The sequence below is a fragment of the Christensenella minuta genome (assembly GCF_003628755.1).
Taxonomy (GTDB): Bacteria; Bacillota; Clostridia; order Christensenellales; family Christensenellaceae; genus Christensenella; species Christensenella minuta.
Window position 1 is genome coordinate 1120705 of the sequence record NZ_CP029256.1, and the last position, 19109, is coordinate 1139813.

The 19109-nt window shown below is 52.4% G+C and carries 13 protein-coding genes and 1 tRNA gene; 5 read left to right on the forward strand and 9 right to left on the reverse strand.

The window, feature by feature from the left end:
• Positions 1 to 16 precede the first annotated feature (16 nt).
• From B1H56_RS05385 to B1H56_RS05405, 5 genes are all read right to left on the reverse strand, one after another.
• Complete coding sequence (locus B1H56_RS05385; protein WP_121418969.1) at positions 17 to 1372, reverse strand: ArnT family glycosyltransferase; 1356 nt, start codon at positions 1370 to 1372, stop codon at positions 17 to 19.
• A complete protein-coding gene (locus B1H56_RS05390) occupies positions 1365 to 2294 on the reverse strand; it encodes a glycosyltransferase family 2 protein (RefSeq protein WP_066519225.1) in 930 nt (309 codons plus the stop codon). Before B1H56_RS05390 ends, B1H56_RS05385 begins: the two co-directional genes overlap by 8 nt.
• A 295-nt stretch (positions 2295 to 2589) precedes the next feature.
• On the reverse strand, positions 2590 to 4077 hold the full coding sequence (locus B1H56_RS05395; protein ID WP_066518112.1) for a hypothetical protein: 1488 nt from the start codon (positions 4075 to 4077) through the stop codon (positions 2590 to 2592).
• Positions 4078 to 4199: 122 nt separating this feature from the next.
• Positions 4200 to 5594 carry a glycoside hydrolase family 3 N-terminal domain-containing protein gene (locus tag B1H56_RS05400; RefSeq protein WP_066518110.1) on the reverse strand — a complete coding sequence of 465 codons (1395 nt, stop codon included), beginning with the start codon at positions 5592 to 5594 and terminating at the stop codon, positions 4200 to 4202.
• 228 nt (positions 5595 to 5822) lie between these two features.
• A tRNA-Leu gene (locus tag B1H56_RS05405) sits at positions 5823 to 5909 on the reverse strand.
• Between the two features lie 193 nt (positions 5910 to 6102).
• Between B1H56_RS05405 and B1H56_RS05410 the strand changes: the two genes are divergently transcribed.
• Genes B1H56_RS05410 through B1H56_RS05420 form a run of 3 tightly spaced genes read left to right on the forward strand, consistent with a single transcriptional unit; the run spans position 6103 to position 10190 of the window.
• Positions 6103 to 8337, forward strand: coding sequence for a permuted SH3 domain-containing protein (locus B1H56_RS05410; protein ID WP_162938960.1), 2235 nt, complete (start codon positions 6103 to 6105; stop codon positions 8335 to 8337).
• A 15-nt stretch (positions 8338 to 8352) separates the two neighbouring features.
• Positions 8353 to 9027 (forward strand): ABC transporter ATP-binding protein, encoded by a 675-nt coding sequence (locus B1H56_RS05415; protein WP_066518104.1) that lies wholly within the window; start codon positions 8353 to 8355, stop codon positions 9025 to 9027.
• The gene (locus B1H56_RS05420; RefSeq protein ID WP_066739895.1) at positions 9024 to 10190 is read left to right on the forward strand and encodes an ABC transporter permease; all 1167 of its coding nucleotides are present in this window, start codon (positions 9024 to 9026) and stop codon (positions 10188 to 10190) included. Before B1H56_RS05415 ends, B1H56_RS05420 begins: the two co-directional genes overlap by 4 nt.
• Positions 10191 to 10276: 86 nt before the next feature.
• On the opposite strand, the gene B1H56_RS05425 is transcribed toward B1H56_RS05420, so the two are convergent.
• Positions 10277 to 11326: an FkbM family methyltransferase gene (locus tag B1H56_RS05425; protein ID WP_066518100.1), complete on the reverse strand. Its 1050-nt coding sequence runs from the start codon at positions 11324 to 11326 to the stop codon at positions 10277 to 10279.
• Positions 11327 to 11416: 90 nt separating this feature from the next.
• Here B1H56_RS05425 and B1H56_RS05430 point away from each other — a divergent pair, with 90 nt between their 5' ends.
• The gene (locus B1H56_RS05430; protein ID WP_066518097.1) at positions 11417 to 13018 is read left to right on the forward strand and encodes an ABC-F family ATP-binding cassette domain-containing protein; all 1602 of its coding nucleotides are present in this window, start codon (positions 11417 to 11419) and stop codon (positions 13016 to 13018) included.
• A 94-nt stretch (positions 13019 to 13112) separates the two neighbouring features.
• Here B1H56_RS05430 and B1H56_RS05435 read toward each other — a convergent pair whose 3' ends face one another.
• Positions 13113 to 14849, reverse strand: a complete 1737-nt coding sequence (locus B1H56_RS05435) for an ABC transporter ATP-binding protein (RefSeq protein ID WP_066518093.1) — start codon at positions 14847 to 14849, stop codon at positions 13113 to 13115.
• On the reverse strand, positions 14842 to 16581 hold the full coding sequence (locus B1H56_RS05440) for an ABC transporter ATP-binding protein (RefSeq protein ID WP_066518092.1): 1740 nt from the start codon (positions 16579 to 16581) through the stop codon (positions 14842 to 14844). The genes B1H56_RS05435 and B1H56_RS05440 overlap by 8 nt, the downstream gene beginning before the upstream one ends.
• A gap of 250 nt (positions 16582 to 16831) precedes the next feature.
• Here B1H56_RS05440 and B1H56_RS05445 point away from each other — a divergent pair, with 250 nt between their 5' ends.
• Positions 16832 to 18001, forward strand: coding sequence for an iron-containing alcohol dehydrogenase (locus B1H56_RS05445; RefSeq protein ID WP_066518091.1), 1170 nt, complete (start codon positions 16832 to 16834; stop codon positions 17999 to 18001).
• A 73-nt stretch (positions 18002 to 18074) separates the two neighbouring features.
• Here B1H56_RS05445 and B1H56_RS05450 read toward each other — a convergent pair whose 3' ends face one another.
• Positions 18075 to 19091 (reverse strand): TMEM199/VMA12 family protein, encoded by a 1017-nt coding sequence (locus B1H56_RS05450; RefSeq protein ID WP_066518088.1) that lies wholly within the window; start codon positions 19089 to 19091, stop codon positions 18075 to 18077.
• Positions 19092 to 19109: the final 18 nt, after the last annotated feature.

Below are 19109 nucleotides of genomic sequence, written 5' to 3' on the forward strand. Positions count from 1 at the left end.
GTAAATTCCTTTCAGTTTATGTATAAAGCGGCAGGTAGACGCCGAAAAAAACATAGGCGGCAACGGCCGTCAGCCCGGCGGCAAGAATGATGGCAAAGACCGCTGCCGTCTTATCTTTGAAAATCCATCTTAGTATCGTTTCAATCCCTATGGTTGTGAACAACATCAGCGGAATCAGCAACGACATGATATACCGGCCCTGCGGCTGAAAATCGCTTGTATAGGAATAGTATATGCTAAGGGCCACTGGGATAATCATAGTAAGCACCATACAAAGGCCCATAAGCCATTTTTTTCCTTTGTTTACATCCCGTTCCCTTATAAAGCGGATAAAACGCACGACGCATCCTGCCATACCTGCAAGAAAGACGGCCGCATATATTTTGTAGATCCACCCGGGGATCAGCACACTCATCGATCCGAAAATGCCAATAAAGCTGTAATACGTAGTCGCCGCCCATTTCATATTCCACAGCACCCCGACCACCGAGACGCCCTGCTCCTGGACAGTCGGCGCATTTGACGGCTTAAGCTCGTCTATCGCATATAGTTCCTTGTAGTGCTCGGTAATATTAAGTCCAAGGAAATCTCCGTCATAAATGATATAGCTGCGGATAAACCACCATGCGGCAATGGCCGCAAAGAGGCCCGCCGCCACATAGAGCTTTACGCGAAAACGGCGGTCTTTCCACCTTGCACGGTCCATCGCCAGATTGGAGACGAAAAACAGGATGATGCTTGCAAGGAGCCAGCCATAGGCATTGTAATATGACATTGCGCACAGGCCCATTCCGATCCCAAGCAATGCGCAGCTTTTCACCGGCCATTTATATTTTAATCCCGTTACCCATGCATAGAATATAACCGCCGTCGAAAAAACAGCAAAACAATCGTTATTAACATAGCTTCCCAGAAAAGAAAACTGCGGCAGGAATGCAATCAATATGACGAACAGCCACCGGAACGCCCCTTTTAGAAGTTCTCCGGAAATTTTCACAGCGATCCATACCGTCGCCGTTGCGCACAGCACGCTCACCATTCGCGCCGCCATAAGGAGCGCAAATTCATCCGCTGTAAACAGCCCGGCAATCTTCATGAACCCTGCGCTGATGATCTGCGGCAGGATTGGTGTAAAACCATAGGAAATCCCCCACAGCGGATCCCGCACCAAGGGGTCCGCGCCATGCGGCAAGGCTCCATATTGATAGATAAAGGCCGGTATTTTATACCGCATCGTTTCATCGGGCGCCACATTAGGCGGCAGGATCAAACTCCAGGCGTAATAAAATACAAAGACAAGTACAATAAAAACCAGATGCTCCTGCCGTACGATTTCCCGGAACGAACGTCTCGCGGGCCTCAGCTTATTCATGCCGCTTCACCTTCTCAATGATAAAGACCGGCCGATTCCGCGCAGCGTCGAACGTCCGCCACAGGTAGGCTCCCAGGATCGATATGGCCATCATCGCCATGCCAAAAAGCAAAAACAGCAAAAGGACAACCACCGTGAGGGTCTCAAGCGGCGTTTTTACAGCAAAGCAATAAATCAGGTAGCAAGCAAGCCACACAAGCGATGCCGCAAAGGATATGCTGCCTACAATCCCGATCGCCTTCACCGGAACGGTGGAAAAGCCGAGCAGGGAATCTGCGGTAAGCTTGATTTTTTTTGAAAGACTCCACCGTGATTTTCCGGCTTTACGCTCAAGCCGCGTATAGCCCACCTGGGCAGTCTTAAAACCGCTCCACAGGATCTGGCTCATGAGTGACGTATTGAGTTCGTCCATGGAGATCAGCACATCGATCACCTTGCGGTCGATCAAAAAGCTGTCAAAGCCCCCTTTCGGCATGTTGGGCAAAGCGTATTTTCGCATCATAGACGCATAACGGTTGGAGAAAAAACGCTGCGCCGCCGGTTCGTTCCGGTCTTTCCGCACTGCCAGCACCACATCATTGCCCTCATCATATTTCTTCAGCAAATTTAGGATCAGTTCCGCAGGTTCCTGCGCGTCTGCCGATTTTTTAACGGCGCAATCCCCCGTACATACGTTAAGGCCGGCCAGAAGCGCCGCATGTTCGCCGAAATTCCGCGAAAGCTTTACCAGCGTCATATGTTTGTCCTGCGCGGCCAATTCTTCCATAACTCCATAGGAACCGTCTCCCGAGCCATCGTCAACCATAATGATTTCATATTCACAGGGCAGGACGCCAAGGACCTTTTCCTTAAGCCCGGCATACATGTCCTTCAAATTTTCTTCATTGTAATAAACCGGAATAATAATTGATAACTTTTTCATAAAGCATTTTTTTCGCTTTTCCGGGCAACACAAAAAGCCCAAACTTCCCCCGTTTCGCATTAATTTCAAATAAATCTTTTCTGTCGGGCCTTACCGCAATCCCCTTAACCCGTTTCTATTCTACCGCATTTCAGCGGCAAAAAGGAGCCTTAGTATCTACTTTAATAAAAATTTAACAAATCGGCCCTTTCTATTTCCTATTGATTTTTACCCTGTTTATATTTTGGTGAAACCGGGAGCGGAGTTCCCGGAAACAAAAAGCCGGAAAGCACGCGCTCTTTCCGGCCTTCCTCCGCTATTTCCCGGCGACCGCACGGGTGATCTGGTCGTAGACCCACCCCTTCTCTTTACTTTGATGGGGCAGCTGCTGCCAATATTTTTCCATCATGGAATAAAAAGTGTTGACCGATAAAAATTCATCCGTCAAAACGCGGACCGTTGTGTCTGCCGCCTGGGAGAAATAGGCGATGGCGTTTTCTTTGACCCACAAATTGACTTCGGGCAAAAACGGTTCCGTACCATAGGGCAGCAAGGCCACTTCCACATTGGGATCGTTTTTCGTCTCGTCGATAAAAAGTTTGATTTCACGCGCGATATTCGTGCTCGAAATTTCTGCTTTTCTTCCAAGAAGAGAAGAAAAAACCGGTATTTCAAGTTTATGCGCAGGGAGCAGCGAATGGATGTATTCCATGCTGAAAATAACGCGGCTGAAATGGCGCTCCGATAAAAATTTCTTTGAATTGGCGTTGCAGGTCCTGTAAAACCGCATGATTTTGCGTTCCTCCGCCGCAGTGAGCTGCATCTCGAAAATAACATTTTCAATCGTCTCCCTGCTGATTGAAATAAACGGGGAGGACGCGACATTTACATATTGGTTCATATCTTTTTTAAGGAATTCAGCAATCTCATTTTCCTTGAAATCGTCGCACAGGTCCTTGTGGAAAAGCTGCTTCATCAGCGGCTTAAATCCTTTCATATGGTTCTCCAAATAGGAATCAAACTGCGCCACCGTCATCGGATCGTCGTATACCGCTGTGTACATATCCGCCGCATCGTCATTGTGATTCGTGCCCACCAGGGCCAATTTCCCCTTTATCAGGTAAATATAGCGGTAGAAGGGAACCTCCGTATCATAGGTATAATATGCTTCCATCTGCGGCGACAGAAACATGGGAAGCCAGTATTCGGACATGTTATAAATCTGATCCGCCGGGCGGTTCATATAAAACATAGTCTTAAGCCTGTGTCCTTTTTTCTGCGCATCCAAAAATAGCTTCTGTGACGCAGAAGAATTATGCGACCCGGAATAAAAGATATGGGAATCCGCATCATAGCCCCAGATGGTCTCTCCACCGGGGAGGGAATCCGCCACTTTCAGCATATAAAGGATCGCTTCGCGCTTTCCGGAAGGTCCTTTATAAATTTTATAGGAAGCGTTATACAGGCTGTTCCCATTATCCGGCTCCTTGAATTCCTTCTCAAAATCCTTGGATACGAGCCAGCGCGCGACGTATTCATACAATTCATCCCTCCCCTGTATTTCCGCATTGTTGATGGACGAAAAAAAGCGTTCCAGAGTTTTGATCCCCTGCTGCTTATTGATGTCGAGTATGGCGTTCACGATATCACTGAAGTATTGTGATTTCATGTTGAGCTCCGCGCGTCCATTTTTCCACCTGCTTATAATCGTTCGGTCTACGTGGACGGCCTTTGCAAGCTGGGTCCCCTGGATATACAGCATATCCATCAAATAAGCGAGCGGCGTTACCGGTTGTTTTGTCATATCTTCCTGTTCCCTCTTTTTAAATTCACCCTTTTTATTTAATGTAAACCGGACTTCCGCGGTGAAATATTAAAAAACAAAAAAAGGCGAAAAAACTCGCCTTTTTATTGCAAAAATCGTGTTTATTCGATAATTCCAAGGGACAGTTTCCAGCATAGAACGCGCTTTACGGCTTTATCGATCTGGTCTTCGCGAAGCGTGCCGTCTCCAAGCGCATCCAGGACCGCCTGATATTGTTCTTCGAACTGAGAGCTTAAAATCAGGTCATTTCCCGCTTGTACGGCAAGCACTGCCGCTTCGCCGGCGCCATATTCGTCCCGGACCGCGTCCATGTAGAGGTCGTCCGTCATGATGACGCCGGAAAAGCCGAGATCGGAACGCAGAATTTCGTGCACCCGTGCCGACAAAGAGGCCGGGTACTCATCGTCCATACATTCCACAATATTATGGCATACGAGTATACCGCCCGCATTTTCCTTAATTCCTGCTGAGAAAGGAAGAAAATCGCTGTTTAAAAACGCATCGTATTCCCTCGTATCATGCGCGATTCCCGTGTGTGTATCCACATTGGAGCCATATCCGGGAAAATGCTTGAGCGTACAGCCGATTCCACTCTCATTCATCTGCCGGACAACTTCCGCGACATAGCCGGCAGTCTCCCCGGCAGTCTGCCCAAACGCCCGTTTGTAGATAAAATCACCGGGATCTGTAGAGACGTCGCATACGGGAGCAAGATTTACATTGATTCCAAGGCCTTTCAAGACGCCGGCCTTTTCCGCCGTATCGCTCACGATACGTTCCATCCCTCCCTCGCTGTAAAGCTCCTGCGGCGATAAAAAGGGCCCGTCACACAAGTCTTCATACTTACTGACCCGTTTTACCGTTCCACCCTCTTCATCCACGCCGATCAGCATCCCGAGCTTGGAAACCTGCTGATAGCTTTTGACTGTTTCGATCACTTCGGCTTTTGATTTCCCCTTGAAATCGCGGTCAAACAGGATATAACCCGCCGGTTGGTATTTTTCGGCGGTTCCGGCCGCATCTTCCTCCGGGCAACGCGCAAAAAACATCTGCCCCACCTTTTCCGCTGCCGTCATGCTTTGCAGTATCTCTGCCGCGCGGTCCTCATACAAATTGAAAGGCGGATTCGGCGCTTCCCTCTCAAGCTGCACATCCTGCACGATGCACTTGCCGCCGTTTTCCGTATAAGCCACCCGGACGGACGCACCCCGTTCGACGGTGCGTACCAACGGCAGGACGGAATCCTCCACGCCGTAGGAAAAGGCCTGCTGCGTTCCATCTTCATGTTTCAGCAAAAAGCTTTCCTCATCCGCAGTCAGCACCATCCCGGCAGCGGACTTTACTTCCGGCTGCGGGGAAAACGAAGGCCCGGTTTGGCTGTCCCCGATCGCGGACACGACCGTTGGCGCGGCAGCCGTTCCGTCCGGGCTGCCCTCAGTGCATCCCGTCAGCAACAGGAGCACGCACAGAAGCGCCGTTATTACTTTCTTCTTCATCTCATATTCCCCCCGTAATATACGGATATAAAAGCATCTGTAACCGATACAGTACAAACAGCATGAAGCCGGGGCCGGCCACGCCAACGGCCGCTTGAATACAGGATATTCCGGAATAAACGCAGCGGACCGCAGAGCATATGGTTTTTCCCAACGCATGAAAACGGAGCATATACAAAAGCCCCGCCAAAGGCGGGACTTTCGCGTGCGGCGCAGTCTGCTGCGCCGTGGTGCCGAAGGTGGGAATCGAACCCACACGGTATTGCTACCACAGGATTTTGAGTCCAGCGCGTCTGCCAGTTCCACCACTTCGGCATGAAAAGTCGACTTACAAATAATAGCATGGCCGATCAAAAAAGTCAATCTGCTACCAGCGGTCCAATTAAAACTTTTAGCCCCGCGTCACATGGGGTTCATGCCGTTTTCACATAATACTTTCATACTCGAACCATGGCAATAATGAAAAATCCAGGAGGCTTTCATGAGCACTAAAGAGAAAAAAAAGAGAATGACAAAAAAGAAATGGATCACCGTGGCAGCTGTCGTTGCTGCCGGCATTTTGCTGGCAGTTTTCTTATTGCCGCAATTTCTTTTCCGTGCGAACATGCAGTCGGCAGCGGCAGCGACACGTACCGCAACGGTGGAAAAGGGCACGATTGAGACGACCGTAGTCGGTTCGGGCAACCTCGCCGCGGGAGATACCTTAAATGTAAAACTTCCATCCGGCGTAACGGTGGAATCCGTCCTGGCAGAGGCAGGCGATACCGTGGCCGAGGGCGATACCCTGGCAACCTTAAACGCCGCTTCCCTGCAAAATGCGATCGTGAGCGTACAGGATGAGCTCACGTCCCTTGATTCCGAAATCGACGATGCAAAAGACGATACCGAATCCGATACCATCACGTCCTCTGTGGGCGGACGTGTAAAACAGCTTTTTGCGTCGGAAGGCGATAACACGAACAGTATAATCGACGAAAACGGTTCTCTGGCCGTGATCTCCATCGACGGAAAAATGAAAGTTACATTTACGCCTTCATCTACGGACGGACTCGGTCTCGGTACCGAGGTCAGCGTTGCCCTGCCGGACGGCAGCACGGAAACAGGTACGGTGAGCGCCCTTTCCGCGGAGTCCTGCACCGTTACTTTGACCGACAACGGCCCGGCCTGCGGCAGCAGCGCCGCCATCTCCTCAGGTGGTACGGAGCTGGGCACGGGGACGCTTGAAATCAACACGCCGATCGCGATCCTCGGCGGCACAGGCACCATAGAAAGCGTAGACGTCTCCCTGAACGAAAGCATCAACAGCGGAGATGCCCTGTTTACGCTTACCGAGGCGGCGGTTTCCCGCGAATATGAAGCCCTTTTGACAGAGCGGGCGGAATATGAGGAAGCGCTGCGTACATTGCTCAAATATGCGGAAAGCAATTCCATTACGGCGGAAAGTGCAGGCACCATCGGTGAAGTTTCCGTGAGCGCTTCGGGAGACTCTTCATCCCAGACCGACTCCTCTGGCACGCAGTCTGCCGCATCCGCCGCACGGGCGGTATCTGCCCTTTCCGGCGGAGAGGATTCCATACAGCTTCTGTCTGCCGTGCCTGCCGGAACGGACGGGATGATCCCCACGGATACGGGCACAGTGACCGAGCTTACCGGGGTGACTGAAGTTTTCATCAATAATCCGGTGACCGGCAATACGCCGCAGAGCACGATCATGCCGGGAAACGGATATACCGGTACGATTTCATGGGAACCCGCGGGAACAAAATTTGAAGCGGGTATGGCCTACGCCGCCAACGTAACGCTCACAGCGGCTTCCGGGTATCACTTTGCTTCGGATGCGGCCGTAAATGTCACGGGAGCGGTCATTGAAAACCTTACCGTCAGCACGGAAAGCGAGGGAAACACCCTCTCCTTCCGCGCAGTATTCGCCGCAACCGATACAGCGCAGAATACGCAGCAGCAGGAACAGCCCTCCGCCGGTTCGGAAAGCGCCGCACAAAGGAGCACGGCAAACGGCAGTATGCCGTCCAGCTCGTCCTCCGGCAGCGCCTCTTACAGTGCCGGTTCCGGATCTTCCGCGGTATCGACCGCTTCGTCGGCCGATTCGTCGGCCGATTCGTCGGCCTCGGACAGTGAAGATTCGCTTCTACAGACTGCATTTACGATCCAGATCGGCGACGCGAATTCCCTCACCGTAAGCGTAGATGAACTCGATATTCTCACGATTGCGCAGGGCCAGGAAGCAACGGTCGTCTTGGACGCGCTCCCGGATAACTCCTTTCATGGAACGGTCACCAAGGTTTCAACCTCCGGGACAGCACAGTCGGGTGTGACAACTTATCCGGTCACGATCATGCTTGACGATATTTCCGGCTCCGGGGCGCTTGCGGGAATGAACGCAACAGCGACCATTTCCATTGCTACCAGCGAGGACGTTTTGCTGATTCCCCTCGACGCGCTTCAGGAGATGGGAAGCGAACAATTTGTATACATTGCCGGAGACGGCGAAGAAGGGCTGGGCGAGCGGCGTGTCGTGGAAACAGGGCTATCCGACGGCACCAACGTCGAAATCACATCCGGGCTTTCCGAGGGTGAGCAGGTCGCTTATACCGAAAGCAGCTCCTCCAGCGAGTCTGAACAGATGATGATGCAGGGAATGGGCGGCATGGGCGGTACGCCTCCCGATGACAGCATGGGCGGTACGCTCCCCGGTGGCGGTATGGGCGGCGGTCCCATGGGCTGAAGAAGGGAGGCTTTCATGATCCAGATGAAGAATGTTTCAAAAATATATACCATTGGAAATGAGGAGCTCTATGCTGTGAACCATGCAACGCTTACCATCAATGACGGCGAATTTGTAGCAATTATCGGTCCGTCGGGCAGTGGAAAATCCACCCTGATGAACATCATCGGCTGTCTTGATACGGCGGATGACGGCAAATATCTCCTCGACGGACAGGCCATCGAGGACTATACGGAGGATGAGTTGACGCGGGTGCGCAACTTTAAAATCGGGTTCGTATTCCAGAACTTCAACCTGCTGCCCAAAAACACGGCGCTTGAAAATGTAGAGCTCCCCTTAATTTACCAGGGGATTTCACGAAAGGAATGCCGGGAACGCGCTGAAAACGCACTTATCCGAATGGGGCTTTCCGAACGTATGGAGCACAGGCCGTCCGAGCTTTCGGGCGGACAGCAGCAACGCGTGGCCATTGCACGGGCCATCGTAACTTCCCCTTCGCTCATCCTTGCGGACGAGCCGACCGGGAACCTCGACCATAAGACCGGGGTGGAGATACTGGAGCTATTTCACGAACTGCACGCAAACGGAAACACCATTGTACTCATCACCCACGACGACGAGATCGCGCAGAAGGCGGAACGCCGCCTGCGCATCCTCGACGGACAGGTAACGGAGGATGCTGCATCATGATTTTACAATCTTTCCGCATGGCCTTTGCCTCTATTGTGGCAAACAAAATGCGTTCCTTTCTTACAATGCTGGGGATTATCATCGGCATTATGGCTGTGGTCGTATTGGTATCCATCGTGGGGGGCGCTACAGATTCCGTCGCCGGAGAGCTCAATAGCCTCGGCGCGGAAACGCTTTCCGTTACCGTCACAAGCTCCCGCTACCAGCCGCTTTCTGTAGACGATGTCATAAACCTTTCCGACGAATACGAGAGCATCGGCTATGCCGCTCCTACGACGACGCAGAACGCAACGCTCAAGGCCGGGGATACAAACGCCACGGCGTCAGTTGTCGGAACGACCGCCGCATATGCGGACATCAATGACCTTACGGTGCAATCGGGCCGTTTCCTAAAATCTCCCGACGTGAACAATAATTCCGCTGTCGCGGTGGTCGGCACGGATATCGCGGACGACCTCTTTGGCCGTACAGACATCGTTGGGGAGACCATCTCCGTGGACGGACGCAGCTTTCTCATTGTCGGCGTGCTCGCGGACGCAGGCGAATCGCTGATGGGCAGCGAAAACAGCAACATCATCATTCCCTATACCACGGCACAGCGAATGTTCTATATTTCCGGCGTGGCCTCCTTCACAGTCGCCGCGGAATCGAGCGAGCTCGTAGATGCGGCGGAGGCCGACCTCACGGAAGAGCTCATGTCGCGCTTCAAGGATGAGGATGCGTTTTCCGTGATGAACCAGTCTACAATACTTGAATCCATGGATTCCATTACAAACACCATGGCCATGATGTTCGGCGGGATTGCGGGAATCTCGCTTCTCGTCGGCGGAATCGGCATCATGAATATCATGCTGGTGTCCGTAGCGGAGCGCACGCGGGAGATCGGCATCCGCAAGGCCATCGGCGCGGGGCGCAAGCGAATCCTGCTCCAGTTCCTGATCGAGGCGCTGGTGGTCAGCACGCTTGGCGGCCTCATCGGCCTCGGTCTTTCGTGGGTGCTGCTTGCCATACTCTCCCTCGCGATGGATATGACCTACACCATGTCCGCAGGCGTCGCCCTGCTTGCCGTCTTGTTCTCGATAGCAATTGGCGTAATTTTCGGCATCAACCCGGCCAACAAGGCCGCGAAAATGCCGCCGATCGAAGCGCTGCGGACTGAATAGCGCCGTAACTCGCCATTTCGCAGAATTGTCCTTCCGTCGAAGCAAAGAGGCCGGAAGTATATCCGGCCTCTTTGCTGTTTTACTTATCACACAAAATAATAATTGGTGTCCCAAGCGGGAATACAGGGAAAATGCCGGAGGTGTACCTTGTAATCCGGACGCATGCCTTTTATGAGCAGCGGAAGGCGGAACAGGTCTTCGTTCCGGTGGTAGGCGGACACGAGCAGCCTGGGTTTTTGCTCCCGGATGATATGCTCCGTTCCTCTCAGGGCCGCCGCTTCTTCCCCTTCCACATCGTACTTGATATAGGTAACGCGCTCGCCCGCGAGGAGGTTGTCCAGGCTGTTTGCGGGAACCGTCCATCCCGCCCCCGATGCGGCGGAATTTCGTCCGCCGCGCTGGGCAAACGTGATTCTGCCTTCCCTTTCGTGGGCCGCCACATTCCAGCAGACAATGCGCGCAAAGCCTTCTACGGCGCTTTTGAGCCTGGCAAAATTCCTCGCGTCCGGCTCAATGGCAAAAATCCTTTCATATCCATCCGTCATTTCGATAAAATCATGTATAGTGTCTCCCGTGTAGGCCCCGACATCAACATAGCATTCGCTATTTCCCAGCTTCAAGATGTTTTTACAGGCTTCCGCAGGCCTGCTTTCGCAGCGGTACAGGTATTCCGGCTTTCCGCTCAGCTTATATTCGACCATGTCCCGGAAGGTTTCACGGGAAAGGCCGTCCGCCAGCAACGCATACGCCCGGCGGAGCTCCGCCTCGTGCAGCATCAAATAATCCTTATCGAATATCCCTCCGCCATAGACTGGGACATCCGGTATGTAAAGCTCTTGCTCCCGCGCGATCCGTTTGATCCTCTCCATCACCTCCGGGAGCTGCGTGCCAAAAGCGACAAGCACGATCATTTCCCCGAACCGCTCACGTGCCTGCTTGTAATTTATCACCCGGAAACCGCGGAATATTTGTCCCCGGCAAAACTCGTCGCTCGCAAAAACGCCCGCCGCCGCAATGCCGCGCCGCGCAAGCTCATCCAAAATTTTATCCGCTCCGTTTCCCATGCCATAGAGCATGACCGGCTTGCGTGCCCGCTCCAGCCGCTGCCATAGGGAAACGCTTTCTTTCCAATCCATAACTGCCTTCTGTTAAATTAATATGTCTATTTTACCATATTCACCGGTTTTGTGGTATAATGGAAAAACTTGGGCAAAAAGGAGCAACTAATGATAACGGTCACAAATCTAAGTTTGAATTTCAGCGGAACGAACCTGTTTTCAGGCGTGAATCTCAAATTCACTCCGGGAAACTGTTATGGAATCATCGGGGCGAACGGCGCGGGAAAATCTACTTTCCTGCGCATCCTGTCGGGCGACCTCGATTCCACAACGGGCGACGTGCACATCCAGGAAGGCGCACGCATGTCCGTTTTGAAACAGGATCATTTTGCATATAATGACTTTACGGTGCTCGATACCATTGTTATGGGCAATCCGCGCCTTGCGGAAATCACCAAAGAAAAGGACGCGCTGTATGCAAAGCCTGATTTTTCCGAGGAAGACGGCATCCGCGCTGGCGAGCTCGAGGCGGAATTCGCAGAGCTCGACGGATGGGAGGCTGAATCGAATGCTTCCAGGCTGATTCAGGGCCTTGGTCTTTCCGAAGATATCCTCTGTCAAACGATGTCTTCCCTGCCCGACAACGAAAAGGTCAAGGTGCTGCTCGCGCAGGCCCTGTTTGGCAAGCCGGACATTATCCTGCTTGACGAACCGACCAACCATCTCGATGTGGCGAGCGTGCACTGGCTCGAAGATTTTCTGCTCGATTACGAGGGAACGCTTATCATCGTATCGCACGACCGTCATTTCCTCAATACGGTATGTACGCATATGGTGGATATTGACTACGGAAAAATCAAGCTGTATGTGGGCAACTACGAGTTCTGGTATGAATCCAGCCAGCTCATCCAGAAGATGCTGCGCGAACAAAATAAAAAAAGCGAAGAAAAGGCCAAGGAGCTGCAAAGCTTTATCCAGCGTTTCTCCGCCAACAAATCAAAATCGCGGCAGGCGACCTCGCGTAAAAAGCTGCTTGAGAAGCTGGAGTTTGAGGAAATGCCCGCTTCTTCGCGCCGCTACCCATTCGTAGGCTTTACGCCTGACCGCGAGATTGGCAAAGAGGTGCTGGCCGTGGAGGGACTTTCCAAGACGGTCGATGGGGAAAAGGTATTGAATCAAATTTCTTTCCGCATGAACAGGGACGACAAGATCGCATTTCTTGGCGATACGGAAATTGCCGCAACCACGCTGTTCCAGATCCTGACGGGTGAAATTGAACCGGACGAAGGGTCCTTCAAATGGGGCGGTACTACGTCGCAGTCCTATTTTCCCAAGGATAATTCCGCGTTTTTCGACGGTTGTGATCTTACGATTCTCGATTGGCTGCGTCAATATTCCAAGGATACTACCGAGACCTACCTGCGCGGTTTCTGCGGCCGCATGCTCTTTTCAGGCGAAGACGTCTTCAAGAAGGTGGACGTGCTTTCGGGCGGCGAACGTGTACGCTGTATGCTTTCGCGCATGATGATGTTCGGCTCGAACGTCCTTGTTTTGGACCAGCCGACCAACCATCTCGATCTCGAATCCATTACGGCGGTCAATAACGGCCTCGTGGATTTCAAGGGCGCGGTGCTGTTTGCCTCACACGACCACGAATTCATCAATACCATTGCCAACCGCATCATCCGTTTTACGCCGGACGGCCTGATTGACCGGCTCGGGACCTACGATGAATTCATCGAGGAATATGGCGGCGGGGATATCTATTAAACAGGGCTTATATTCCGGTAAACCAACAAACTCCCCCAACAGCTTGGAGGAGTTTGTTTTATAAATAAATCCGAGACAAAAGCCTGGGGGATTCCTATTGCGCCCGTTCAAACTGGCTGTTGTAAAGGCTCGCATAAAATCCGCCCTGTTCCATCAGCTCTTTATGGGTCCCCTGTTCTACGATATGCCCCTCGTTCATCACAAGGATGCAATCCGCCTCGCGAATGGTCGACAGGCGGTGCGCCACCACAAAGCTGGTACGCCCCTTCATCAGCTTGCTGAACGCGCTCTGAATCATCATCTCCGTGCGCGTATCGATACTGCTGGTCGCCTCGTCGAGAATCAGCATCGGCGGACGGGTCAGCATAACGCGCGCAATACACAGAAGCTGTTTTTGGCCCTGTGAAACACCTCCGTCTTCGGCAATAATCGTATCATAACCATCCGGCAGCCTGCGAATGAAGCTGTGCGCATGCGCCGATTTCGCGGCGGCAACGATCTCCTCTTCCGTGGCGTCCGGCTTGCCGTAGGCGATATTGTCACGGATACTGCCCGCAAACAGCCACGTTTCCTGCAGTACCATGCCATAAAGCGCGCGCATCGAGTTGCGCGTCATCAGGCGGATATCCATCCCGTCGATGCGGATCACGCCTTTATCGGTATCATAAAAACGCATCAGCAGGTTGATGATCGTGGTTTTCCCGCTGCCCGTCGGGCCGACAATGGCAATACGCTGCCCCGACTGCGCGTATACGTTGAGGCCTTCGATCAGCTTTCGGTCAGGCACATAGGAGAACGACACGTTCTCAATCTCCACATTTCCCTTACTGTCCCGCATCACCGCGGCGCCCGGTGCGTCCGGCGTCTCAGACGGCTCATCCAGAACTTCAAATACCCGCCGTGCAGATGCAAACGCCGTTTGCAGTTCTGTCACCACGCCGGAAATTTCATTGAACGGCTTGGTATACTGGTTTGCATAGATCAGGAAGCTCGAAAGCTGCCCTACCGTGATCCCTCCGCTGATTGCGGAAAGCGCGCCGGCGATGCCCACCGCCGCATATACGATCGCGTTCACAAAGCGCGTGCTTGGATTTGTCAGCGAGGAAGCAAACTGCGATTTCACCCCGCTGTCCTGCAGCCTGCCGTTGATCTCTTCAAATTTCTGCTGCGCCTCTTCCTCATAACCAAATGCTTTTACCACCTTTTGGTTTCCCACCATTTCCTCGACATAGCCGCTGAGCTCGCCGCGTACAGCGGCCTGCTCGCGAAACAAATGAAAAGATTTTTTTGCAATGAAAGCCGCCACGCCAAGGGATAGCGGCGTAATCAGAACGACCACCAGCGTAATGTTCACATTGATCGAAAGCATAAACAACAGTGTTCCCACAATGGTAACCGCGCCTGTAAAAAGCTGTGCAAAACCCTGCAGCAGGCCGTCTGATATCTGGTCGATGTCATTCACGACGCGGCTGATAAGATCGCCGTGCGCATGGGAATCGACATATTTTAAAGGGACTGTCTTCAGTTTCTCAAACACGCGTATACGCAGGTCACGGACCGCATAATAGGTCACATGGTTGGTACACCGCGCCATAAGCCACTGGAACAGCGCAGACAGGCCAATGGCGGCCCCGATTTTGGCCAAAACAGACAGAACTCCGGCAAACTCTACCTGCCCGGGGCCGACAATAAGATCGACCGCGCTGCCGATCAGGACCGGCGCCCAAAGTGACATCGCAACGCTTATAACCGCGGAAACGAGCGCAAGTATCAGATAACCGCGATATGGCTTCAGAAAACCGGCGAGACGTTTGATTACGTTTCTATTCATGCCGCACCTCGCTTCCCGAAAGCTGGGAAAGGCATATCTCACGATAGACCTCGTTTGTTTCAAAGAGCTCTTCATGCGTTCCGATCCCTGCAACCCGGCCGTCGTCGAACACAACAATTTTGTCCGCATCTTTAAGCGTTGTCGCCCGCTGCGAAACCATAATGACCGTAATTTCCCCGCTGTATTCCCTGAGCGATTTGCGCAGCGCAGCGTCGGTTGCAAAATCAAGCGCAGAGGCGCTGTCATCCAGAATCAATATCTCCGGGCGGCCCACAAGCGCACGCGCAATGGTGAGACGCTGCCGCTGTCCGCCGGAAAGGTTTTTCCCCCCTTGCAAAATAGGCATATCCAGCTTTTCCGGTGATTTTTCTATAAATTCATAGGCTTGTGCGGTTCGGAGCGCCGCCCATATCTCATCGTCCGTTGCCGAAGCATCCCGCCAGCGCATATTCTCCCGCACAGTTCCCGAAAAAAGCACTGCCCGCTGGGGCACCATGCCGATCTGTCCCCGAAGCTCGGCAAAAGGATATTCGCGTATATTTTCGCCGTCTATAAAGATGCGGCCCCTGCTGGTATCGTAAAAACGCGGGATTAGGTTTACAAACGTCGATTTTCCCGAGCCGGTACCTCCAATCACGCCGATCGTCTGCCCTCGCATGATTTTAACGGAAACATTTTCAAGGTCCATTTCACCTCCGCCATAGGAAAACGACACATTCTCAAACTCTATCTTGGGAATGCCGTCTGTCTTTTGCCTGTTTTTCGCAATATTCCCCCTATCCGAAACGCTTGCCTGCGTTTCAAGCACTTCATTCACACGCGCGGCAGACGCGGAGGCTTTCGTGAAAATAACGACCAGATTGGCAACTACGATCAGCGCAAGCAATATCTGCGTCATATATTGAACGAGCGCGACGATCTGTCCCTGTTCGAGCGCTCCCTTATTGACCGCCCCGCCGCCAAACCAGATGATAGCGATGATACCGGCGTTAACGATCAGGTAAGTGAACGGATTGAGCAGCGCGGATATCTTTCCGACGCGTACAGAGGCCTTTTTCAGCTCATCCGACGCCTCATTGAAACGCTTCTGCTCTTTTTCCTGCTTGGAAAACGCACGGATGACCCGTACGCCCGCAAGGTTTTCCCGCGTGACCAGCGAGATTCGGTCGAGCAGCTTTTGGATCGCCCGGTAAAACGGCACGGACCGCGACATAATCAGGTACAGCACTGCGGCAATCCCAACTGCGGCGACGATAAAGATAAGCGACATTTGCAAATCGATCATCATTGCCATCACGGTAGCGCCGATCACGAGAAAGGGCGCGCGGATCACAAGGCGGATCAGCATCGCCACCGCCACCTGGAGCTGGTTTACATCGTTGGTGATACGCGTAATCAGTGACGGCGTGCCAAACGTATCGATCTCCGCATGCGAAAGAGCGGCAATATGGGAAAACATCTCGTTGCGGAGATCGGTGCCGAAGCCCTGCGAAGCCTTGGCGGCAAAATATTGGCAAATGAGTGCGCAGCCAAGGCCGATCGCGGCGATGAGGATCATCAGGCCGCCCATCCGCAAGATATAACCCGAATCAGAATTTTTGATCCCCACATCGATGATGTTTGCCATAATCAGCGGCGCGATCAGCTCGAGGACCGCTTCCGTAAGCTTGAAGAGCGGCCCCAGGATCACTTCTTTTTTATAATGCTTCAAATATTTGGCAAGCTTCCACATAAATATTTCCCTACTTTATTTCAAACACTATTATATTAGCACAAAACGTATGCCTTGTAACATCTTTCTTGCGTCTCCGTTTTTTACCATATTAAAAATATCCGACATGACTGCCCCATTTTTTATTGTACAAAACAAAGATTGATATTTATTTAACAAATAGTACAATGAAACTGTGAGAAGAAGGGACTCGATGGTTATTAATATTATTATAATAAATTTATAAAATATGGAAAGGAAGTAATTAATTATGGCAAGATTTACACTCCCACGCGACCTCTATTTCGGCCCCGACGCAATGAACGAGCTTTCCTGCCTCAAAGGCTACAAGAAAGCAATCATCGTAACAGGCGGAAGTTCGATGCAGAAATTTGGTTTTCTTGACAAGCTGAAAAACATCCTGCACGAGGCCGGGCTTGAAACCAAGCTCTTCGAGGGCGTCGAACCTGATCCGTCTGTAGAAACCGTTTACCGCGGCGCGCAGGCAATGCGGGAATTCGAGCCGGACGTAATTGTTGCCATCGGCGGCGGTTCGCCGATCGACGCTGCGAAAGCAATGTGGGTGTTCTATGAATACCCTGAAAAGACATTCGACGATATCAAGGACCCGTTCACAATGCCCAAGCTTCGCCAGAAAGCGGTCTTCGTGGCAATTCCGTCTACCTCGGGTACGGCGACGGAAGTGACGGCGTTCTCCGTTATCACGGACTACAAGACGCTGATTAAATATCCTCTGGCAGATTTTGAGATCACGCCGGATATTGCCATCCTTGACAACAGCATCCCGCTCACCATGCCGAAATCTCTGACGGCCGACACCGGAATGGATGCGCTTACGCATGCGATCGAAGCATATGTCGCTACGCTGCACAGCCCTATTTCGGACGCTCTGGCGCTAAAGGCGATCCAGATGATTTATGAAAACATTATTTCCTCCGTGGAAGGAAACGAGGAAGCCCGCGGCGAGATGCACATGGCGCAGTGCATGGCGGGGATGGCGTTCTCGAACGCGCTGCTCGGCATTTGCCATTCCCTCGCGCACAAGACAGGCGCACAGTTCGAGATCCCGCACGGCCGCTGTAATGCGATCCTGCTGCCCTTCGTGATCGAATACAACGCAAAAACCGTACCGGAACGGTTTGCAGATATCGCGAGAGCGCTCGGCCTGCCGGGAGCAACGGACCGCCAGCTCATCAATTCCCTCGTGGATGCGATTAAGGCCCTGAACGCAAAATTGGGAATTAAGCAGTCATATCAGGAAAACGGTGTAAGCGAAGAAGCCTTCAAGAAGGTTGCAGACTTTATCGCCGAGAACGCTACGGCCGACCCGTGCACGGGCAGCAACCCGCGCGAAACCGATGTTGCCGCAATGCGTAAGGTCCTTGACTGCGCCTACTATGGAAAAGACGTAGAGTTCTGATCGAAACAGCGAAAAGCCCCGCCGCAAGGACGGGGCTTTTTATTCTTTCTGGTATAAAACCGGTCCCCCGGTTTTATCTTCCGCCGTTCGGCGGGATCTGCGGCGGATATTGCCCTCCGCCATCAGGCGGCTGCGTATTATTATCCTGTGTAAAATTGGTATAGGGATCGCCATAGGTCCGCTGCAGTTGCTGAGAATCTTTTCCGTCGCTTACATTTTTGGCATTAAGGTAGACCTCAAACATATACGGTGTGGTAAAGGTCTGCAGGAAAATCCCGAGAATGGTGATAACCAGCGTATAAAGCGGCAGCGCCGCCGTCAGTGCCGTGCTTGCATACGTAATGTCCGAAAGCGTCGCGCCCGGGGCCAAAACAGTTGAAAGATAAGGAACATAAAACGGCAGGATAACCACAAGTTCGATTCCCACGGTAATGAGCCCAATGATGAGCGTATGCCCCAAATTCTTCCAGAAATTCCCACGAAAAATATAACGGAAAGACCGAAACACCGCCTGGAAGCCGCTGGGAAATTCCATTCCGGGAATAAACTGGACAAAGCTGAGGCAGAATGAATAGAAAAAAATCAGCGCTACCATCACAACCAGCGCGGGCATCATGGCCGCAAGCACCGTAAGGTATTCGTAACCCGCGGAACCGCCGTAAAAGCTGCCCGCGGCTGAAAATATGGAGCCGACGATCGCAACGGACGAAACCAGCGCAATCACAAAGATGGCCGCAAACGAAATGACTATGGCCGCAAGCAGCGTGGTCATGTACCGCCCGTAATTGGCTTTTGCCGCTGCCCACGCGGTGGACATCCTGACAGGCGCACCCGTAAGGTGCCATGTACGCAAAACGGATGTGATATATCCCATATAAAACGGCGAAGCGAAGATTATATACGCAAGGGCGCACAGCTCCAGTCCGACAGCAAGCCCCGACCCGGCCAGCGTGACCGGGAGCGCCGTGGTAATCATCGACAGTACCAGCGTCGGCCCGACATAGACCAGTATCCCCACAAGCAGCGGTACAAAATTATTTTTCGTCGTGTTCCACGCAGAGCGGAACACCCCTCCTAAAGATTTGTTCATGGTTTCCCCTTTTCAGAA

Coding starts and splice junctions, on each gene's coding strand:
- B1H56_RS05385 (WP_121418969.1), bottom strand. CDS start 1,372: ATGAATAAGCTGAGGCCCGCGAGACGTTCGTTCCGGGAAATCGTACGG.
- B1H56_RS05390 (WP_066519225.1), bottom strand. CDS start 2,294: ATGAAAAAGTTATCAATTATTATTCCGGTTTATTACAATGAAGAAAAT.
- B1H56_RS05395 (WP_066518112.1), bottom strand. CDS start 4,077: ATGACAAAACAACCGGTAACGCCGCTCGCTTATTTGATGGATATGCTG.
- B1H56_RS05400 (WP_066518110.1), bottom strand. CDS start 5,594: ATGAAGAAGAAAGTAATAACGGCGCTTCTGTGCGTGCTCCTGTTGCTG.
- B1H56_RS05410 (WP_162938960.1), top strand. CDS start 6,103: ATGACAAAAAAGAAATGGATCACCGTGGCAGCTGTCGTTGCTGCCGGC.
- B1H56_RS05415 (WP_066518104.1), top strand. CDS start 8,353: ATGATCCAGATGAAGAATGTTTCAAAAATATATACCATTGGAAATGAG.
- B1H56_RS05420 (WP_066739895.1), top strand. CDS start 9,024: ATGATTTTACAATCTTTCCGCATGGCCTTTGCCTCTATTGTGGCAAAC.
- B1H56_RS05425 (WP_066518100.1), bottom strand. CDS start 11,326: ATGGATTGGAAAGAAAGCGTTTCCCTATGGCAGCGGCTGGAGCGGGCA.
- B1H56_RS05430 (WP_066518097.1), top strand. CDS start 11,417: ATGATAACGGTCACAAATCTAAGTTTGAATTTCAGCGGAACGAACCTG.
- B1H56_RS05435 (WP_066518093.1), bottom strand. CDS start 14,849: ATGAATAGAAACGTAATCAAACGTCTCGCCGGTTTTCTGAAGCCATAT.
- B1H56_RS05440 (WP_066518092.1), bottom strand. CDS start 16,581: ATGTGGAAGCTTGCCAAATATTTGAAGCATTATAAAAAAGAAGTGATC.
- B1H56_RS05445 (WP_066518091.1), top strand. CDS start 16,832: ATGGCAAGATTTACACTCCCACGCGACCTCTATTTCGGCCCCGACGCA.
- B1H56_RS05450 (WP_066518088.1), bottom strand. CDS start 19,091: ATGAACAAATCTTTAGGAGGGGTGTTCCGCTCTGCGTGGAACACGACG.